Annotated in this window: 16 protein-coding genes; all 16 read left to right on the top strand. The window is 61.3% G+C overall.

Annotated elements, in window-relative coordinates; translation table 11 throughout:
• The first annotated feature begins 555 nt into the window (after window positions 1-555).
• The gene (locus H6678_01500) at window positions 556-969 is read left to right on the top strand and encodes a prepilin-type N-terminal cleavage/methylation domain-containing protein (protein MCB9472463.1); all 414 of its coding nucleotides are present in this window, start codon (window positions 556-558) and stop codon (window positions 967-969) included.
• Between the two features lie 92 nt (window positions 970-1,061).
• The gene (locus H6678_01495; protein MCB9472462.1) at window positions 1,062-2,126 is read left to right on the top strand and encodes a type IV pilus twitching motility protein PilT; all 1,065 of its coding nucleotides are present in this window, start codon (window positions 1,062-1,064) and stop codon (window positions 2,124-2,126) included.
• Between the two features lie 145 nt (window positions 2,127-2,271).
• On the top strand, window positions 2,272-2,718 hold the full coding sequence (locus tag H6678_01490) for a hypothetical protein (protein ID MCB9472461.1): 447 nt from the start codon (window positions 2,272-2,274) through the stop codon (window positions 2,716-2,718).
• Between the two features lie 13 nt (window positions 2,719-2,731).
• Window positions 2,732-3,382, top strand: a complete 651-nt coding sequence (locus H6678_01485; protein MCB9472460.1) for a prepilin-type N-terminal cleavage/methylation domain-containing protein — start codon at window positions 2,732-2,734, stop codon at window positions 3,380-3,382.
• Between the two features lie 186 nt (window positions 3,383-3,568).
• A complete protein-coding gene (locus H6678_01480) occupies window positions 3,569-5,500 on the top strand; it encodes a hypothetical protein (GenBank protein ID MCB9472459.1) in 1,932 nt (643 codons plus the stop codon).
• A 41-nt stretch (window positions 5,501-5,541) separates the two neighbouring features.
• Window positions 5,542-6,606 carry a type IV pilus assembly protein PilM gene (pilM, locus tag H6678_01475; GenBank protein MCB9472458.1) on the top strand — a complete coding sequence of 355 codons (1,065 nt, stop codon included), beginning with the start codon at window positions 5,542-5,544 and terminating at the stop codon, window positions 6,604-6,606.
• On the top strand, window positions 6,606-7,217 hold the full coding sequence (locus H6678_01470; protein MCB9472457.1) for a hypothetical protein: 612 nt from the start codon (window positions 6,606-6,608) through the stop codon (window positions 7,215-7,217). The genes pilM and H6678_01470 overlap by 1 nt, the downstream gene beginning before the upstream one ends.
• A gap of 13 nt (window positions 7,218-7,230) precedes the next feature.
• A complete protein-coding gene (pilO, locus tag H6678_01465) occupies window positions 7,231-7,812 on the top strand; it encodes a type 4a pilus biogenesis protein PilO (protein MCB9472456.1) in 582 nt (193 codons plus the stop codon).
• A complete protein-coding gene (locus H6678_01460) occupies window positions 7,812-8,357 on the top strand; it encodes a hypothetical protein (GenBank protein ID MCB9472455.1) in 546 nt (181 codons plus the stop codon). Before pilO ends, H6678_01460 begins: the two co-directional genes overlap by 1 nt.
• A 53-nt stretch (window positions 8,358-8,410) precedes the next feature.
• Window positions 8,411-9,865, top strand: a complete 1,455-nt coding sequence (locus H6678_01455) for a hypothetical protein (protein MCB9472454.1) — start codon at window positions 8,411-8,413, stop codon at window positions 9,863-9,865.
• 23 nt (window positions 9,866-9,888) lie between these two features.
• Window positions 9,889-12,891, top strand: a complete 3,003-nt coding sequence (locus H6678_01450) for a hypothetical protein (GenBank protein MCB9472453.1) — start codon at window positions 9,889-9,891, stop codon at window positions 12,889-12,891.
• Between the two features lie 109 nt (window positions 12,892-13,000).
• Window positions 13,001-14,701 (top strand): Flp pilus assembly complex ATPase component TadA, encoded by a 1,701-nt coding sequence (gene tadA, locus H6678_01445; GenBank protein ID MCB9472452.1) that lies wholly within the window; start codon window positions 13,001-13,003, stop codon window positions 14,699-14,701.
• A 27-nt stretch (window positions 14,702-14,728) separates the two neighbouring features.
• Window positions 14,729-15,976, top strand: coding sequence for a type II secretion system F family protein (locus H6678_01440; protein ID MCB9472451.1), 1,248 nt, complete (start codon window positions 14,729-14,731; stop codon window positions 15,974-15,976).
• A 148-nt stretch (window positions 15,977-16,124) separates the two neighbouring features.
• Window positions 16,125-16,931 carry a prepilin peptidase gene (locus H6678_01435; protein MCB9472450.1) on the top strand — a complete coding sequence of 269 codons (807 nt, stop codon included), beginning with the start codon at window positions 16,125-16,127 and terminating at the stop codon, window positions 16,929-16,931.
• 46 nt (window positions 16,932-16,977) lie between these two features.
• Window positions 16,978-17,571, top strand: coding sequence for a hypothetical protein (locus H6678_01430; GenBank protein ID MCB9472449.1), 594 nt, complete (start codon window positions 16,978-16,980; stop codon window positions 17,569-17,571).
• A gap of 17 nt (window positions 17,572-17,588) precedes the next feature.
• Window positions 17,589-18,092 carry a nucleoside deaminase gene (locus tag H6678_01425; protein ID MCB9472448.1) on the top strand — a complete coding sequence of 168 codons (504 nt, stop codon included), beginning with the start codon at window positions 17,589-17,591 and terminating at the stop codon, window positions 18,090-18,092.
• Window positions 18,093-18,155 lie beyond the last annotated feature (63 nt).

The following is an 18,155-nucleotide window of genomic DNA, read 5'->3' as shown; positions in this document are numbered from 1 at the left end:
CACCCGGCAGCATGTTTCTGTCCGATCCTCAAGGATTGGTTTTCCGGACGACGGCCGCCGGGTTCCCGCCAAAGGACACGAATCGTCCCGGATTCCTGCATTTGCGGGCAACTGGCAAAGTAATTGCGATGCGGGTCCTGTTGGTTCCATGGAAACGACCCTCCCGCGGGTGGTTTCCAGGGACGTTGGGACAGGAAACAGGGTCGAGAGGAACCCCGGCCACAAGGCGAGTCAGGTGCAAGCACCGCCTGGTTCGTGCCGAGGTCCTGGAAATGTCCTGAGGCGTCCGGTGATTCCTTGCGCTGCCGGTTGCAGACCAGCGGTCAGGGATATAAATTCCGCGCTTGTCAGAGAGCCAGTCTATCGGGATCCCGCAATCCCCCTCTCCCCGCCTTTGTCAGCCTGCCAGGCAGGCACAGAGCAACTCTCCATCCCAGTTCGGGACTGTTCGCGCCTTGACCGTGGTTTCCGTGCCTGTGGCATGCCGAAGCCGCGTTACCTTGAAATTGCAAATGACTGACAACCAGTAACCCAAGAGACGAAGGGAGTACAGAGATGAAGATCTTCAAGCGCGACGACAGAGGCTTCACGCTGGTCGAAGTCCTGATCGTGGTCATCCTGGTGGCCATTCTGGCCGCCATCGCCGTGCCCAAGTACATGCAGATGGTGAAGGGTGCCCGTGCCTCCGACGCCAAGGTCCAGATCAACGCGATCATGAACGCCGCCGAGATCTACGAGCAGGAAGTGGGCACCTGGCCCAGTGACCTGACCCTCCTCGAGGAGCAGGGCTATGTGGAGCTTCAGGAGAGCACCAAGCGCGCCTGGACCTTTGCCCTGATCGGTGACCAGCAGATCCAGGCCACCTCCACCGCGGAGATGCGTGGCGGACCCGGCAACGTGGTGACCTACAACATCCAGAACGGATCCTGGTCTGGCTATGGTTTCCCCAAGTCCGAGACCGGCGAATAGTTGCTTGACACATTCCTGCCCCGGAACCCGGCCCGCACCGGGTTCCGGGCGCTGGATGCCCGACGGACCCACTTTCACTTCAGGATGATGGAATGAACCTCGACGAACTGCTGCGCTTCGGAGTCAGCAACGGAGCATCCGATCTCCACCTTTCCGTGGGCGCCACGCCCATGATCCGGATCCATGGCCACATGAAGAAACTGGCTCTCCCGCCTGTCACACAGGAGACCATGGCCGGGTATGTCAAGGAGATCATGAACGAGCGCCAGGTGGAGATCTTCGACACCAAGTTCGAGGTTGACTTTTCCTACAAGCTCGAAGGTCTGGCGCGTTTCCGCGTCAACTTCTTCCAGCAGATTCTGGGCATGGCGGCCGTGTTCCGCACCATCCCCGACAAGATCAGCACCTTCGAAGAGCTGGGCCTGCCCGGCAAGGTGCTCACCGACCTGGCGCTCAAGGATCGCGGCATCGTGCTGCTGACGGGCCCCACCGGTTCCGGAAAGTCCACGACCCTGGCCACCATGGTGGACATCGTCAACGAGACCTACGAGAAGCACATCATCACCATCGAGGACCCCATCGAGTTCTTCCACCAGTCGAAGAAGTGCATGGTCAACCAGCGCGAGCTGGGCAGCACCACCCACTCCTTCTCGAATGCGCTGCGCAGCGCCCTGCGTGAAGACCCCGATGTCATCCTTGTGGGCGAGATGCGCGACCTGGAAACCGTGCAGCTGGCTCTGACCGCGGCCGAAACCGGGCACCTGGTGCTGGCCACCCTGCACACGCCCAGCGCCACCAAGACCATCGACCGCATCATCGACATTTTCCCGGCGGCCCAGAAGCAGCAGGTGCGCAGCATGCTGGCCGAATCCCTGGAAGCGGTGGTGGCCCAGCGCCTGCTGCCCAACAAGGACGGTCAGGGCCGGACCGCGGTCACCGAGGTGATGATCGCCAACACGGCCGTGCGCAACCTGATTCGCGAAGACAAGATCTTCCAGATCCCGAACGTGATCCAGGGCGGTGGCAAGCAGGGCATGCACAGCCTCGACAGCGATCTGCTGCGCGTGGTGCGCGAAGGCCGCGTCGATCGTCAGGTGGCCCTGCAGATCGCCGAGAACCCGCGGGCTCTCGAGTCCGAAATGGGCGACCTCTACTAGAGGCACAAGCCCGATCCGCGCCCCGGCAGGGATGCGCGGTCCCGGCGCGACAGGTCCCGCAGCCCGTCGTGCGTTGATAGATCCGGCCGGAGGGAGAGCCCGGCCAGACCCAGCGGTTCCACTCCGGTGGAATGAGGAGGCGACAGTGAGCGACACAACCTGCAGCAAACTGGCGGACGATCGGGGGGGGGTATTTCTGCCTTCCCTGGTGATGGGGTTCATGATTGTGGTCATCACCTCCACCGCCGTCTTCAAGGGCGTGTTCCAGGCCCATCAGCAGAATCTGAACATGTACCGGCGCCTGAAGGCCCTGGAAGCGCTCCAGAATGAAGTGGAGTACTGGAAGGCCGAGATCTTCGTGAAGGGCCCCCAGGCGCAGAGCCCCAACTCGCGCATCTCGGTGCCCATTGAAGTGAACAAGCGCGGCCGCAACGATGTGGTACTGGCGACTTTCGAGCCCGCAGCCCGCATCCGGCGTGTGCCTTCTTCGGCGGGCGTGGATTACTACGAAATCTCCGTGAGTGTCACCTGGCCCGAAGGGCGGGAAGTGCGCCGCGAGACCATCACCACCGCGATCAACCCGCGCTACTAGGAAGGAGGGCAAGATGAACCGACTGATTGCCTCCCTGCGGAATGAGCGCGGCACGACCCTTGTCGAGCTGATGGCCGCGGTGGTCATTCTGGGTGTGGTGTCCATCGGCCTGTTCCAGGCCTCTTTGGCTCTGGCCCAGCATCTGGTGCGTGACAAGCTGGCCAACGACATCCTGGTCTACGGCCAGATGGTCATGGACGAGACCGTGCGCTCGCTGGAAACCTCCAGCGTGGTGCAGGCTGGCGCGAACTCGGGTGGCTCGGGCAAGGAAGAGCTGGAATTCGATTATCTGGGCACACGCAATGTGGGCTTCACCCAGGACACGCGCTTTTCCAAGGCATCGGAGCTGAACGTCGAAATGTCCGACAATCAGGGCAGTGCGCAGTTCCTGCGGCGCTGGCCGCCCGTGGAGCTGGACCGGGATCGCTTCGAAGGCGTGCGCCAGAAGATCGAGATCATCGATTACAAGATGACGCACTACAACGACCGTCCCGCCGTGGACGCCTTCGTGGCGCGCAACCTGTTCGAAGTGTATCTCAAGGTGCGTCTCACCGACGAAACCCTGCAGAACGACTGGTACATCGAACGCGAGTTCAAGCGGGTGGTCTTCACCCCGAACGTCGAGATCAAACGGGTGCGTGAACTGCAGGCCGCCAACGGCTGATCCGCGACTCCGTGGTTGGGGCTTGAGTGCGCCAACCGGTGACCCTCTGGGTCACACCGGCGTCGGGACTGCAGGGCACCGCGGGTGTCTTCCCGGCGCGAATGCTGGCTGGCGCGTACTGCCAGCATTGTTTTGGAGTCCGGAAAGGGAGAGCCGGATTCCCGAAGCGAACACCAAGGAGTGGCCATGAAAAAGCTCACTCAGCCAATCACATTCGACCTGAAAGGGTTGCGCGAGGACCGCGGTGCGTTCCTCGTGGCGGCCATCATCATGACGACCGCACTGGTTGCGGTCAGCTTCGCCTATTTCATTCAGGCCAAGGAATACCAGCACCAGTACATGCGCGAGCGGGCCCGTGTGCACGCCCGCTACTGCAGCGAGTACGTGCTGGCCAGTTATTCCGTGCAGTCCTATTTCAATGATGTGGAAGGCTACAACGCCCAGCAGGGCCGTGTCGTGGTCACCCCGATCAACCTCGTGGAACCGATCCGCAGCGACAACTGGGGCGATGACAGTGCCCAGCGCATGAGCTATGCCAGTGGCAACGCCTACAAGGAAATCGTGGCGGAGAAGAACTCGCGCAAGCCCTATTACTTCGTGTCCGCGGAAGGCAAGGTGACCTACCGCCGCGGCACCAAGGAATTCGAGGTGTCGCACACCAGCGCCATCGCCTTCGATTTCGGTGACTTTTCCAAGTTCCTCTACTTCACCAACAGCGAGATTTCCCCAGAGAACGCGCCGGTGAACTTCTACGGACAGGACATCATCCGCGGCCGAATACACATCAACGGCCAGATGAACGTGACCCCGGGCTCCACACCGACCTTCCTCGGTTTCTTCACCCAGACCGAAGAGACCATCAACGGGCTCACCGAATCCCAGTACGACCAGGTCTTCCAGGGTGGCTATCGCTTCCCCTACCCCAGTTACGAATGGCCCCCGGTAGACGCGATCGAGCAGCTCAAGGGATCGCATACGGCGGCACACACCTATGCCGACAGCGTGGTGCTGGAGAGCTTCGGAAACGTGCATGCCCCGCTGACTACGCGCATCTGGCTGGAGGGGCGCCAGTATCGGGTCACCCAGTACGTGCCCACCTTCTTCATGGCCAACCATGTCTACGGAGGAACGGCCACCCAGCGCAGCGATTCCACCTGGTATGGAGACACCCTCTACGTCGACCCGCGCACTGGTGGCAGCCCTGAATTCAACTACCGCGGGCTGGTGCAGAACTTTCCCCAGGCCGACGGTACCCAGCTGATCTGGGCCAAGGGAGTCTGCCGGATTTCCGGTGAAGTCACGGGCCAGATCACGGTGCTCGCCAGCGACACCCTCTACGTCATGGACAATGTCTACACGTCCGATACGCGCTTCGCCCCCTGCAATGACGACGCGGAATTCGGGATGGTGCCCCTGGGCTCGCCCAACCGTATCGGTCTGGCCAGCGAAGGCAACATCGTGATCGCGGCCACCGCCGAGAATGGTGCATTCAACGGTGAGCAGGTCCCCGGCACACTGTGCGGCCACACGGGTGTGAGCAATGTCACCGCCTGCCAGCAGAGCCGCAAGGATGTGATCATCACGGCCGCCATGATGGCCAAGGCTTGCAGTTTCGAAGTCGAGTACTGGCATTCCAGTGTGACCAACCAGTTCATCGTCCAGGGCTCCAGCGTGCGTCCGGTGCAGGCCGAGGAGTGTGACACGGGGCGCGTGCCCAACAACGTCAACCACATGTGGAACTACAGCCGCAACCGGGCCCTGACCCAGGGCGGACCGCGCGTCAGCGCCTTCCCGCCATGGCGCCCTGTCAACTATTCCTGCAACACGGGACAGAACGACCGTCGCGGAACGATCTGGCTCTGCGGCAGCATGGTGCAGGCGGTTCGCGGTTTCGTGCAGCGCAACCCTCTGGGCATCTACGACCCGGCCACCATCGGTTACGCGTCCAAGCAGTATCGCTACGACGAGAACTTCTTCGTGGCGGGGCCGCCGGTCTGGATCCGGGCCACTTTCGAGAATGGAAATCAAGACATCACGACAGCCATGGTGCTGCCCGATTATCCGCGCTGGCGGCAATTGCGGGTGGACAATGGGCTGGAGGCAGAGACAACCCAATGAACCTGGACAGTCACTGAGTCCATCTATTACAGGAAGCGCACATGTTCTTTGGAGGACCATCCAATCAGACGCTGGGCCTGGACATTGGCACACACAGTGTCAAGGCCGTGCTGATGGAGAATCACCGCAATTCCCACCGGGTGTTGAAGGCGGGTGTGCAAACCATCGCCTTCGAGGGAGAATACGATCCCACCCAGTTCCGGAAAGCGGAAACCATCGTGGCTGTGAAGTCGCTGATGAACGACCTGAAGATCTCGCCGGCCAAGGTGAAACAACTTGTTTCGTCGATCGGCGGGGTGGCCACCAGCATGAAGGAAATCTCGTCCATCCAGATGGCCGAGGAAGAGCTGGCGACCAGTCTGGTGTTCGAGGCCCGCAAGCACCTGCCCCTGGATGACTCGGATACGGTCATCGATCATCAGGTGCTGGGCGAGGATCCCACCGATCCCCAGAAGCTGCGCATCCTGCTGGTGGCCACGACCCGCAAGATGTACGCCTTTCACGAGGACGTGCTCAAGGAGTCGGGCTTCCGTCCCGGTGTGGTCGACATCGACCCGCTGGCCGTGCTCAATTCCTACAGCTTCCTGAGTGAGCTTCCGGACGAAGGGCAGTTGCTGTTCCTGAATCTGGGCACCCGTCACACGAACTTCATCGTGACCGGGCGCAAGAGCAAGCTCTTCAACCGCGACGTACCCATTGGTGGACACCATTTCACCGCGGGCATCGCCAAGCTGAAGGGCGTGAGCTACCGGGAAGCCGAAATGCTGAAGACCAGCGAAGGCGTGGCCGCCTTTGAAACGGGCGCCGAGGGCAATGGCGGTCTTGCGCTGTCCCTGCAGTCGCGTACCGTGCTGGAAGATTTTGTCGATGACATTCGCCGCACCTTGCGCTACTACGTCAAGGAAAGCGGACAGAGTGACTTCGTCAAGATCTGGCTCACAGGGGGCGGCGCGGCTTTCCGCGGCCTTCCCGAGCTGCTGGCCGAGAAGTTCGGCGTCGAGGTGGCGGTCTGGAACCCGGCCGAACAGATCGAAAGCCGGACCGATCTTGGACACTGGGGTTCCCAGATGACCCAGTGCCTGGGTCTGGCACTGAGGAGGGAATAGTGGAACACGTCTATCACATCAACCTCAACAAGGGCGAGGACAAAGTCGCCCATATCCAGCGCCAGATGGAGCTGCAGCGTTGGCTGTTGCTGCTGGTGCTGGCCCTGATCGGTGCTTCCGAAGTCTGGTGGATCAACGACAGCAACAACAAGCTGAACGATCTGCTGGCCCAGAAGGAAAATCAGGTCGAGGAAGTCCAGGCCCAGCTGGCCAAGCTCCAGCGCACGGGCAAGAACCTGAGCAAGCGCGACATCCTGAATCTTGCTGCCCTGGAACAGGGACGCCTGCTCTGGACCAAGAAGCTGATCGGTCTGGGTGAGGAAACCACCCGCCAGATGGCGCTGACCGACGTGCGCTTCGAGAAGGGCAACCTGTACATCGTCGGGTTGCACAAGGTCAAGGAGGGCGAGGATCCCATCGACCTGGTCATGGATTTCGTTCACCGCCTGGAGAACAACCCCGACTTCAACGAGAACTTCTCCAACATCCAGTTCGCTTCCAGCTCGGACATCATTTCCCAGGATCAGCCTGCTTTGCAGTTCGAGATCCGCTGCAAGATCGAACCCAAGTTCCTGAGCAAGACCATCAACTTCAACGCCAGGAAATCCTGAGGAGCGCCCCGCCATGCAACGGATCATCGTCGGTTATGTCCTGCTCATCGCGCTGGCGCTTGGACTGAACCACTATCTGACAAACGTATACCCGCCCAAGCCTGACCGTTTCATCTCGCTCGAATCCAAACTGAAATTCGAGCAGGAAAAACTGATCAGTGCCCAGATTCTTGCCAGCGAATTGGTGCGGGTGGAAAACCTGATCGAGAACAACCTGGCCAGCAACAAGGCGGATGACCTTGTGCAGGAAGCCAGCGTGGATTTCATCAACGAAATGATCACGGTGCTCACGGAACTGAACTGTGAGATCACCGGAATGAAGACCTACGAGAAGGACCGTGCATCCAACTACGTGCGCACTCCCTATGAAGTGAGCTTCAGAGGCACGTACAACAAATTCGGCAAGTTCATCAATCGCATGGAACAGTCGGACCGGCTGGTGATGATGGAGCTGTTCAAGATTGACAACGATCTGACCAAGCTGAATTTCGCACGCACCCTCGACGACCTGAAGTCGCACGATTTCATGGTCAAACTGTCCACACTGACCCTGGTTCGAGGCGATCTGGGTGAAATCGCGCAAGGGAACAACTGATGAAAACCTATTCCCAACTGTTCTGGAACCTGTTGATGCTGCTCTTCGTCGGCGCGCTGGTCTATTTCGGCTGGCAGGGCTGGGAGCTCAGCCAGAAGGTCGAGGAACTTGCCAACCGCCCGCAGATCACCGTGGGCAGTGACAAGGATCTTGAGGAAACCGTGGACCGGATGGAGAACACCCTTGCCACCATCCAGGAACAGGAATTCAACGTGAGCAAGGACCCGCTCGAAATCACCCGTGTGGTGATCGCGCGCAGCCTGCTGCTGGATGACGCCAGTTTCCTGGCCAGTCTTGAAAGCCGCCCGCGCCTGTCCTGCACCATCAAGGGCGAATCACCGCGCGCCATCGTGCGCCTGAAGAGCAAGAATCACGTGGTGAGCGTGGGCGACAGCTTCGAAGGCTATCGTGTGACGGCCATCGGCGACAATTCCATCAGCCTGAACCGCAACGGCCGGATGGAAACCCTGCAAGTCCAGGCGGCGCCCAAGGACATCGCCAAGCGTCTTTCCAGTGGCCAGCTCGACTGGAGCACCCCTGAGTGAACAACGGAACAAGTGAAGACCATCATAAATCCCGCAACAGGAGTCTGCAACACATGAAATCTGCCCGTTTCGCTTCCTGCCTACTGGCGGCGCTGATGATCGGGATCATCGCACCCTCCCAGGAAGCCAGCGCAGCCCGGACCCCCAGTCTGGATACTCCCGTGACCATCGATGCCCAGGATGCCAACCTGGCGGATGTTCTCTCCATCCTTGCCGAGCAGTCTGGCTTCAACATCGTCACCGGACCCGAGCTGTCCGACGACCCGGAAAACAAGGCCAAGTTCGACCAGATCACGATTCACCTCAAGGACACGCCGATTTCCGAAGCCATCGACATGGTGGTGCGGGCGGCCGGTCTGGGTTATGAAAAGGTGGGCAACAGCTTTCTGGTCACCACGACCGAGAAGCTGGAGCAGGAAGTCAGCCTCAACTCCTATGTGATCAATCTGAAGTACGCCAACGCCTCCGAAGTGCAGACGATGCTCAAGGACATGAGCAAGAGCGTCCAGGTGGACACCAGCAGCAACAGCGTGGTGCTGCGGACCTCCACCAAGGTCATCGAGGAAGTGCGCAACGTGATTGCCTCGGTGGATCAGCCTGTGCCGCAGGTCGTGCTGGAGGCCAAGCTGATCGAAGTCCAGATCGACGACCAGGAACTGATGGGCATCGACTGGGCCCGGCTGAATTCCCTGACCACGATCCTGGCTGAAAACGGCAAGTCGCGTCAGGACTGGATGACCCCCGAAGACTGGGGTACCCCCGGTTCCGACCAGGGCTGGAAGAACAACGCCGGCGGTCCCTGGACCTGGATGAACGATGAGCAGGTCCCCCTGGGCAAGCTGCCGCGCAACGGCAAGTTCCAGCCCCTGTCCATGGACAATCTGGGCCACTTCAGCCGCCAGTTCAACGCCTTCGACATCACGCTGAATTACATGCTGCGCAACAACAAGGCCAGCATCCTGGCGTCCAGCAAGGTCTCGACCCTCAACCACCGCCCCGCCGAGCTGCGCGTGGTGGACAAGATCAGCTATGTCTTCACCGCCGGCGGCAACACCCAGCAGATCACCGTCAAGCAGGAAGAAGTGGGCATCGTACTGAACGTGCTGCCTTCGATCAATCCTGATGGTTGGATCACCACGATCGTCGAGCCGGAAGTCAGCTCGATCGTGGACTGGTTGGGACCCAACAAGGACATCCCGCAGATCAAGCAGCGCACCACGCGCACCACGGTTCGTGTGAAGGACGGTGAGTCCATCATCATCGCCGGTCTGCTGGACACGCAGACCCTGAAGGTGGTCAACCGTGTGCCATTGCTCTCCCAGCTTCCCTTCGTGGGCGGCTTTTTCCGAAGCAACGAGGAACGTATCAGCAAGACAGATCTGATCATCCAGGTCACTCCCCACATCCTGTACCCCGAGGGCAATTACACCATGGAGGTGCCGCCCGCGATCCAGGCCATTGAGGAAGAGCTGCGTCTGGAAGACCTGATCAGAGACAACGACAAATAACGGCAGAAAAGGGAGAGTACGCCATGAAATTGTCAAAGGGACTGTTCCTTGCCCTGGCCTTGCCGGTGCTGTTCTACGGCTGCGATTCCCGCACCGTGAACACGTCCGGCATCGACAACGGCACGGGCGTCATTCCGGTGGATCGGGTCGTTGTATCCCTGTCCAACTCGGCGATCTATTACAGCCAGAACACCCTGAACACGGTGGTCGACACGGTGACCGTGCGCGTGCTGGGAGCGGGCAATGCCTCCGTGTCCGGTGCCGCCGTCAGCCTCAACCTGAGCACGTCCTTCGGGTCGCTGACCCCCATCGGGGACAGCAACTCCGGCTACACGGCCAACACCTCCAACGCGGATGGTGTGGCGAAGTATGTGTTTCGCCTGCTGCCCGACGACCAGATCTCCGGCAGCCTGACCGTCAACTTCACGGCCACCAGCCAGAGCCGCACCGGATCGCGCGCCCTGAGTCTGGTGGAGCAGAGCGAAATCCTGCTGGACTTCGTCTCCCCGGCCGAAGGTGCATACCTCAACCGTACCCGGGCCAACGGCGAGACCTTGCCGATCGTGGTCCAGGCCTACCGTGACACTCCCACCGGCGATGGCGGTTTCGAACGCCAGCCCGTGTCGGGCGTGACCATGTCCTTCCGCGTCAGTGCGCTGAACGGAGCCAACCCGGGCAACATCACGGGCGGCGACTTCACCACCGACAACTCGGGCATGATCAGCGGTGTGTACTATGCCAATTCCACGGCCCAGCCCGCGGACACGGTGCGGATCAACCTGATTGCCACGATCAAGAACACCAGCACCTCGTTCACCAACGAGCTGCGCCTGTTGAACCGCTTCGGCACCAAGATGACCCGCGTCTCGCCGCCGCTGAACACCACCTTCCGCAGTGACCTGCTCTGCGCGGATTCCACGGTGTTCGTGTATCGTTTCACCGACCGCAACGACAGCCTGATGGTGAACCAGCTCTTCTCGCTGGACACCGAGATCGGCACCGTGTCGGCCACCTCGGTGGTGACCTCGGAGGATGGCACGATCAGCTTCTGGTGGCGCAGTTGTGGCACCGACTCCGGCAACAACACCTTCAGCCTCACCAGCCAGGGCCTGAATGCCGACAGCTTCAGCGAGAGCTTCTTCGTGAACACTCCGCGCACCATCGGCCTCTCGCTGACCTCGCCCTCCACCGGGTTCCCGCTGGAAATCGACAGCGAGTGCCTGGATGACAACCAGCTGCCGATTCGCGTGACCATGAAGTACACGGACAACGATGACCCCATCGTGAATCAGATCGTGCGTTTCTCGGCCAGCCATGGCCAGATCGGCGGCTCCGCCGTGACCAACGAAAGTGGTGTGGCCACGGTCAACTGGCACGACTGCGACGAAAGCCATGCCGGTCAGACCCTGAATCTGGCGTACTCCTATCGCAATTCGCTTGGGACAACCCTGGTCTCGGGTGCGGCCCCCTTCACGCTGACCCTGCCGCTGGGTGTGCCCTCACGCATCGTGGTGACCACCGGCAACGACACTCTGCCCGATGCGAACCAGACCACGACGGCCGTGTTCGCCCAGGTGTTCAATTCCCAGAATCAGGCTCTGGGTGCCGGACTGAACATCGGCTTCCGCACCAATGGTGTGGGCGCGATCAACAATTCGGCGATCACAAACTTCGCCGGTGTGGCCCAGGCCCAGTTCGCGATGAACGGAACCAATGGCCTGAGCCAGGTGGTGGCCTTTTACGCCAAGCCGAATGTCAGCCCGCCCGAGACCCTCTGGTCCAGCCCCACCACGCTGACCATTCTTTCCGGTACTCCGGCCAACATCACGCTGAACACCAGTGAGCAGCGGATCCAGATCCAGGGCAACGGCAGCTCCAGCGACGCGCTGGTGACCGCCCGCGTCGTGGATGCCGGCGGCAGCCTGGTCAACCTGCCCTACAACGTGTCCTTCACTGTGGCGCAGGCTCCCGACAATGTGTACATGAATCGCCCCGGCGATGACACCCGGTACTACTTCGCCCAGCCCCTGGTCGTGACCACCTCCAATGGTATCGCCCAGGTCACCCTCAACGCGGGTGATCGCCCCGGCCCCATCACGCTCGATGCCTGCATCGATCCGGGTGGCCTGGAGCAGCTCTGCACGCTTGAGTCCCTGGTGACCGTGGTCGCCGGCCCGCCGACCTTCGGCGAGATCGGTTTCGACGGCGTGGGTGAGCAGATCGGTGGCGGCATGTGGCGCGTGACCTGGTCCGTGCACCTGTTCGACCGCTTCGGCAACGATGTGGAAGACTCCACAGCGGTGCTGTTCTCGCCCTTCCCGCCCAACGTCTGTTCCTTCGAAGGCTTTGGTCGTACCGGCTTCAATGCCGATGGCGAGCTGGACATCCACGGCGTGGCCGAGAACTACATGCTCTACCACGGTCTGTCCATCGGTGACACGCTGACCCATGTGCGGGCCCGCTCCGGCGGTTCCGTGCCCCAGATCGACGAAGTCACGGGCGATACCACCTGGGTCACCGGATATGTGGACGTGATCTATCCCGATCCGCCCGGCATTTTCCAGCTGCCCTTCCAGCCCGGCGAGCGCGACGACAACCTGACCGTGGTGGCCTCCGCCGCCCAGGTCGTGTTCCCGATGCGCAACTGCAACAACGTCCAGAGTGAGGTGCTGCTGGTGCAGGGCACCCTGATCGACGGTTACGGAACTCCCATCGCCGACCAGGTGGTGCGTTTCTGGGCCGATCAGCCGGGCCTGTACTTCGACATCGACTCCGGTCAGCCCGTGGGCTCGGTGATCGAAGTGATCACCAATTCCAACGGTGTGGCCCAGACCCTGCTGCAGGTCAGTTCGGTCCTGTTGCCGAACCTGGGTGCCCAGTGCCCCGATACCGACGCCAACGAGAACTGCTGGAGCTACGGCAACCAGACTCTCAACTTCGGTGCCGTGCGCATGCCGGGAGCCAACCCGCAGTCCAATGACATCAGCGTGTTGCTGCTGCGACCCTGCCAGCAGGCCGAAAACTAGGCTCTGTGAGAACGGCCCCGCCCGCTCTGGCGGGCGGGGCCTTTTTTGACGCTTTCGTGTTCCCCCGCATGTAACGGAATCGTCCCACTCTCCCGCAATAGAGGACCGCATGTTTGAGAAACTCGGCGAGATTCTGATCCGAAAAGGCTATCTGGACCAGGTAAAGCTGCAGCAGGCTCTTTCTCAGAACTACATGGAAAAAAAGATCGGGGAAATCCTGATCAGTCTGAATCTGGTGACCGAAGATCAGCTGACCGAAGCTCTGGCCGATCAGGCTGGCACTGACTTCCTGAAATCCGACCAGATCCTCGTGGCGGATGAAAAGGCCTGTCGTCTGGTCTCCGAAGACTTCGCCAAGGCCAACCGCCTGATCCCCATCACCATGGACGAGAACACGGTGCTGGTGGCGATGGTCGATCCCGAAGACATCGTGGTGCTGGACAACCTCAAGAAGAGCCTCCAGGGCCGTACCCTCGTCACCCGCATGGGTGGTGAGCGCGCGATCGCCGAGGCCATCGAGCGGATGTATGTACGCATCCGCAAGTCCAGCGAAGTCTCCGATGCCATCGGCGAAATGGAATTCATGGCCGACCCCGATGCGGACAACCGCGATCAGGGCCTGGAAGTGGATGCCACCGTCTCCGACAGCCCCATCGTCAAGCTGGTGAACCTGATGCTCTCCGAGGCGATCAAGGAACGTGCCACCGACGTGCACGTCGAGCCGGAGGAGAAGGAAACGCGTGTCCGCTACCGCGTGGACGGAATGCTGGTGGAAACCATGCGCATTCCCAACCAGAACCACCCGGCCGTGGTCAGCCGCATCAAGATCATCTCGAAGCTCAACATCGCCGAGCGCCGCCTGACCCAGGACGGTCGTTTCACCATCAAGACCGCCGACCGCGAAGTGGACGTGCGCGTGAGCATTCTGCCCACCGTACACGGCGAGAAGGTGGTGATGCGTCTGCTGGACAAGACTGGGTTCATGCTGGATCTGCGCAATCTGGGCTTCCGGGACTATGAGCTGGGCATCTTCCGCCACTGGATCGAACAGCCCTACGGCATGGTGATCATCTCGGGCCCCACCGGCTCCGGCAAGTCCACCACGCTGTATGCGGCGCTGACCGAGATCAAGTCGGTGTCCGACAACATCACCACCGTGGAAGACCCGGTGGAGTACCAGATCAGCGGCATCAACCAGGTGCAGGTGCGCGAACGCATCGGCCTGACCTTCGCTGCGGCCCTGCGAAGCATTCTGCGCCAGGACCCCGATACCCTGCTGCTTGGTGAAATTCGTGACCACGAGACGGCCGACATGGCGATCAAGTTCGCGCTGACCGGTCACCTTGTGTTCAGTACGCTGCACGCCAACGACGCGCCGACCACCATCACGCGTTACATCGACCTTGGCATTCCCCCCTTCCTGGTGGGAAGCTGCCTGAACCTGGTGATGGCTCAGCGTCTGGTGCGCACGATCTGCAAGAACTGCAAGACCTCGCGTCCCTCGACACCCGAAGACTGGATCAGCCTCCACGAGGATCCCGAGAAGTACACGGGCAAGGACATCTATTTCGGCAAGGGCTGTCCCGTGTGCCGGAACAGCGGGTTCCGCGGTCGTACGGGAATCTTCGAAATCCTGGAAATCCGCCAGGACATCCGCAAGATGATCTACGACAACATGAACCAGCAGCTGATCCGTGAACAGGCCATCGTCAATGGCATGGTGCCTCTGCGCAATGCGGGCATCGAACGTGTGCTTGATGGCACGACCACGTTGTCCGAAGTCAAGCGTGCCACGGTCGAGGACTTCTAAACCTAGCGAGCGGAACGGGATACCCACATGCCGACCTTCAATTATGTCATTCGCAATGCGGCCGGTGAACGTATCGAAGCCGAGATGCGTGCTGCCACCATGGAAGCCGCCATCGAATCCCTGCGCAGCCAGGGAACCTTGGTCTCCCTCAAGGAGCGCAAGGTGGGCGAGAGCACACAGGTCACCGTGCTGGACAAGATCAACCTGGCCTTCGAGCGGGTCAAACAGCACATTCCCCTGCGCAGTCTGGTGTTCTTCACCCGGCAGCTTTCGACCATGTTCTCGGCCGGTCTGACTCTCGAAAAGTCCATTGGCAACCTGGCCATCTCCGAAACCAACAAGAAATTCCGTCGCACACTGGAAGCGGTCAACAGCGAGATCAAGCGCGGTGTCCAGCTTTCCGACGCGATGAGCCACTACCCGTATCACTTCGACAGCCTCTATGTGGCGCTGGTGAAGGCGGGTGAGGTGTCCGGTTCGCTGCACACGGTGCTCAAGGACCTGGCCGACTATCTCGAGAACGTGGAAGACACGCGCCAGAAGGTGAAGGGTGCGCTTTATTACCCCGTGATCATGATGGTGATTCTGGGCCTGGCGCTGCTGATCCTGCTCTGGAAGATCATTCCCCAGTTCAGCGACATCTACGCCAGCCTGGGCGCCTCGCTGCCCGCACCGACCCTGGCGCTGGTGGCCATGTCCAACATCGTGGCCAACAACTTCATCATCGTGATGCTGGGGACTTTTTCGGCGCTGTTCTTCCTCTGGGTCCTGACCCTGACCGACCGTGGCGAGCTGATCTGGGACCAGATGAAACTCAAGATTCCCGTGTTCGGCAACCTGATCTATCTGAACCTGCTCAACAAGTACGCCAAGACCCTGGGCATCCTCTTCGCTTCAGGTGTCACGGTGACCGAAGCGCTCAAGCTGGTGAAGGCGGTCATGGAGAACCGGATCATGGCGGGCGCCGTGGAAGACATCCAGGACATGCTCAAGGATGGTTACAGTCTATCCGTGGCAATGACCCGCACGGGTGTGTTTCCCCCGATCATGCTGCAGCTGACCCAGACCGGTGAGGAGTCCGGCGAGTTGGACGGTCTGCTGGCCAAGGCCTCGGAGTTCTACCAGAAGCAGGTGGATTCCATGATCGAGCGTCTCACCAGCCTGATCGAGCCGATCATCATCGTGGCCGTGGGTCTGATCATCGGCGCGATCGTGATCGTGATCTATCTGCCCATCTTCGACTTCGGTCAGGCGGTGCAGAGCCTGGGTTACTGACGCACCCGGCGGCGGCCCCGGCATGCCGCAGCGTTTACTGACATGTACGACATCAGCGTCCCGCCTCTGGCGGGACGCTGTGCATGGAACGATTTCCTCACGGGAATTCCCGACGGACCGCGGCGGAATCAGTGTCGAGGGCAAGGAAGTGGAACTGATCGTATACACACCGCAGATCCTGGCCGTGTTGCTGGGACTGGCGCTGGGCAGTTTCGGCAATGTGCTGATCCACCGGGTGCCGCGCGGGGAGTCGCTGTGGCACCCGCCGTCTTCCTGTCCGCAGTGTGCCCATCGGATCCGCCCCTGGGAGAACATTCCGCTGCTGTCATGGCTTCTGCTGCGCGGGCGCTGTGCCGGCTGCCGGGGACCCATCGCCTGGCGCTATCCATTGGTGGAAGCCACCGTGGGAGGCCTGTTCCTGCTGCTGGCGCTGCGCTGGCCCCTGGAAGCGGCCATGTTCCACTACATGCCTTTCGTGCTGCTGCTGGTGGTGCTTTCGGTCATCGACTGGGAGACCTATCGCCTGCCCAATCCCCTGGTTCTTGCTCTGGCGATCTGCGGCGTGGGATCCACGGGGCTGATCGCGGCGTTCTGGCCCGGCAGCCCTGACATTCTGGGACCGGGGGCCGCGCTGCTGGGTGCCGCCGCCGGTCTGTTCAGTCTGCTGGCCGTGCGCCAGTTGTCGCTGCTGCTGCTCAAGCAGGAAGGCCTGGGCCTGGGCGATGTGAAGCTGATGGGCGCGGTGGGCCTGTATCTGGGCTGGGAACGAACCCTGCTGGCGATCTTCCTGGCCTGTGTGGCCGGGCTGGTGCTGGCGATCCCTGTGCAGAAGCTGAAGGGCAGCCGCGAGATTCCCTTCGGACCCTGGCTTGCACTTGGGTCCCTGCTGGGCCTGTTCATTGGAGAGCGACTGGTGTCGTGGTACATTGGCTGGGCCCTTGGCGGCATGCCCTGAACCATGGCGTGCCCGAGTGCGCCGATTCCCGAAACCGGAGTGACCCATGAGAACCCTGTTGATCTCCCTGCTGCTCGCCGGCCTGCTCGGCGCCGCCGATGCTCCCTACGTACCCTTCGGGGCCGACAAGGCACTGGAGAAGGGGCAGCAACTGGAGATCCTGCCCTGCCTGTCCTACGAGAAAGCAGATTTCTCTTCCACCTCGCACTACATGCACGCCAGCCAGAGCGTGACGGTGGAGGACTTCGACGGACGCTTCTACCGGGTCAGTCTGGATGACGGCAGCACGGCGTACATCTATCGCACCGAGCTGGGACTGGTGCGCAAGGACTCGCCCGCTTCCACGCGCAGCACTCCCCAGCGCAAGCTGGGCAAACTGGGCGGCAATGGCATTCCGGTCTCCGGGGACAGCCTGGACCTGCTCTCGCCCGTGCTCTATGAGAATCCGGACCTGCTGGCCACAAGCCACCTGCTGCCTGGACTTCAGCGTTTTGTCGTCGTGCAGGGCGAAGGCAGCACCGGCTTCCTCGAGGTGGACTCCGACAGTCTGGGCCATGGCTGGATCTACCGGGTCGAACTGGACTTTGACGAACGTCAGCCCGCGGCGAGCGTCGTCCCCTCGCGGGATGGCGGCAAGTGATCGAACACGAAATCTTCATGCGGATGGCGATCCGGGAAGCCCGCAAGGCCGAATCCAGGCAGGAAGTGCCCGTCGGTGCGGTGGTCGTGCATCGCGGCCACGTGATCGGCCGTGGACACAATGGGGTCGAGCACCTGCAGGACCCCACCGCCCATGCCGAGATCCTGGCGATCGGCGCGGCCGCCAATGCCCTGGGCAGCTGGCGCCTCGAAGACTGCGTGCTCTATGCCACCCTCGAACCGTGCGCCATGTGTGCCGGGGCTCTGGTGCTGGCCCGGGTGCCGTTGCTGGTCTATGGTGCTCCCGACCCCAAGGCCGGGGGGTGCGGCAGTGTGAATGACATCATCGCCGACACTCGTCTCAACCATCAGGTGAGCTGCCTGCCGGGTGTCCTGGAAGGGGAATGCGCCGAACTGTTGCGCAGCTTCTTCCGTGAACTGCGCGCGCGCGCCAGGGAATCGCGCGAATTGCCCGGCGATCCGGCCGGAGGCGCTTCAGCCCGGGACGATCACCGCAACTGAGTGCGGCCCGTTCCCCGGGTAGCGTCGCGGGCTCTCGATTGGCCCCGTTGCTGGGCTTTCCCT

It is taken from the genome of Candidatus Delongbacteria bacterium (assembly GCA_020634015.1).
In the GTDB taxonomy this organism is placed as follows: Bacteria; CAIWAD01; CAIWAD01; order CAIWAD01; family CAIWAD01; genus JACKCN01.
The sequence above is the reverse complement of the archived record's forward strand: the minus strand, read 5'-3'. Positions and strand labels throughout refer to the sequence as shown.

Coding starts and splice junctions, on each gene's coding strand:
- H6678_01500 (MCB9472463.1), top strand. CDS start 556: ATGAAGATCTTCAAGCGCGACGACAGAGGCTTCACGCTGGTCGAAGTC.
- H6678_01495 (MCB9472462.1), top strand. CDS start 1,062: ATGAACCTCGACGAACTGCTGCGCTTCGGAGTCAGCAACGGAGCATCC.
- H6678_01485 (MCB9472460.1), top strand. CDS start 2,732: ATGAACCGACTGATTGCCTCCCTGCGGAATGAGCGCGGCACGACCCTT.
- H6678_01480 (MCB9472459.1), top strand. CDS start 3,569: ATGAAAAAGCTCACTCAGCCAATCACATTCGACCTGAAAGGGTTGCGC.
- pilM (MCB9472458.1), top strand. CDS start 5,542: ATGTTCTTTGGAGGACCATCCAATCAGACGCTGGGCCTGGACATTGGC.
- pilO (MCB9472456.1), top strand. CDS start 7,231: ATGCAACGGATCATCGTCGGTTATGTCCTGCTCATCGCGCTGGCGCTT.
- H6678_01460 (MCB9472455.1), top strand. CDS start 7,812: ATGAAAACCTATTCCCAACTGTTCTGGAACCTGTTGATGCTGCTCTTC.
- H6678_01455 (MCB9472454.1), top strand. CDS start 8,411: ATGAAATCTGCCCGTTTCGCTTCCTGCCTACTGGCGGCGCTGATGATC.
- H6678_01450 (MCB9472453.1), top strand. CDS start 9,889: ATGAAATTGTCAAAGGGACTGTTCCTTGCCCTGGCCTTGCCGGTGCTG.
- tadA (MCB9472452.1), top strand. CDS start 13,001: ATGTTTGAGAAACTCGGCGAGATTCTGATCCGAAAAGGCTATCTGGAC.
- H6678_01440 (MCB9472451.1), top strand. CDS start 14,729: ATGCCGACCTTCAATTATGTCATTCGCAATGCGGCCGGTGAACGTATC.
- H6678_01430 (MCB9472449.1), top strand. CDS start 16,978: ATGAGAACCCTGTTGATCTCCCTGCTGCTCGCCGGCCTGCTCGGCGCC.
- H6678_01425 (MCB9472448.1), top strand. CDS start 17,589: ATGCGGATGGCGATCCGGGAAGCCCGCAAGGCCGAATCCAGGCAGGAA.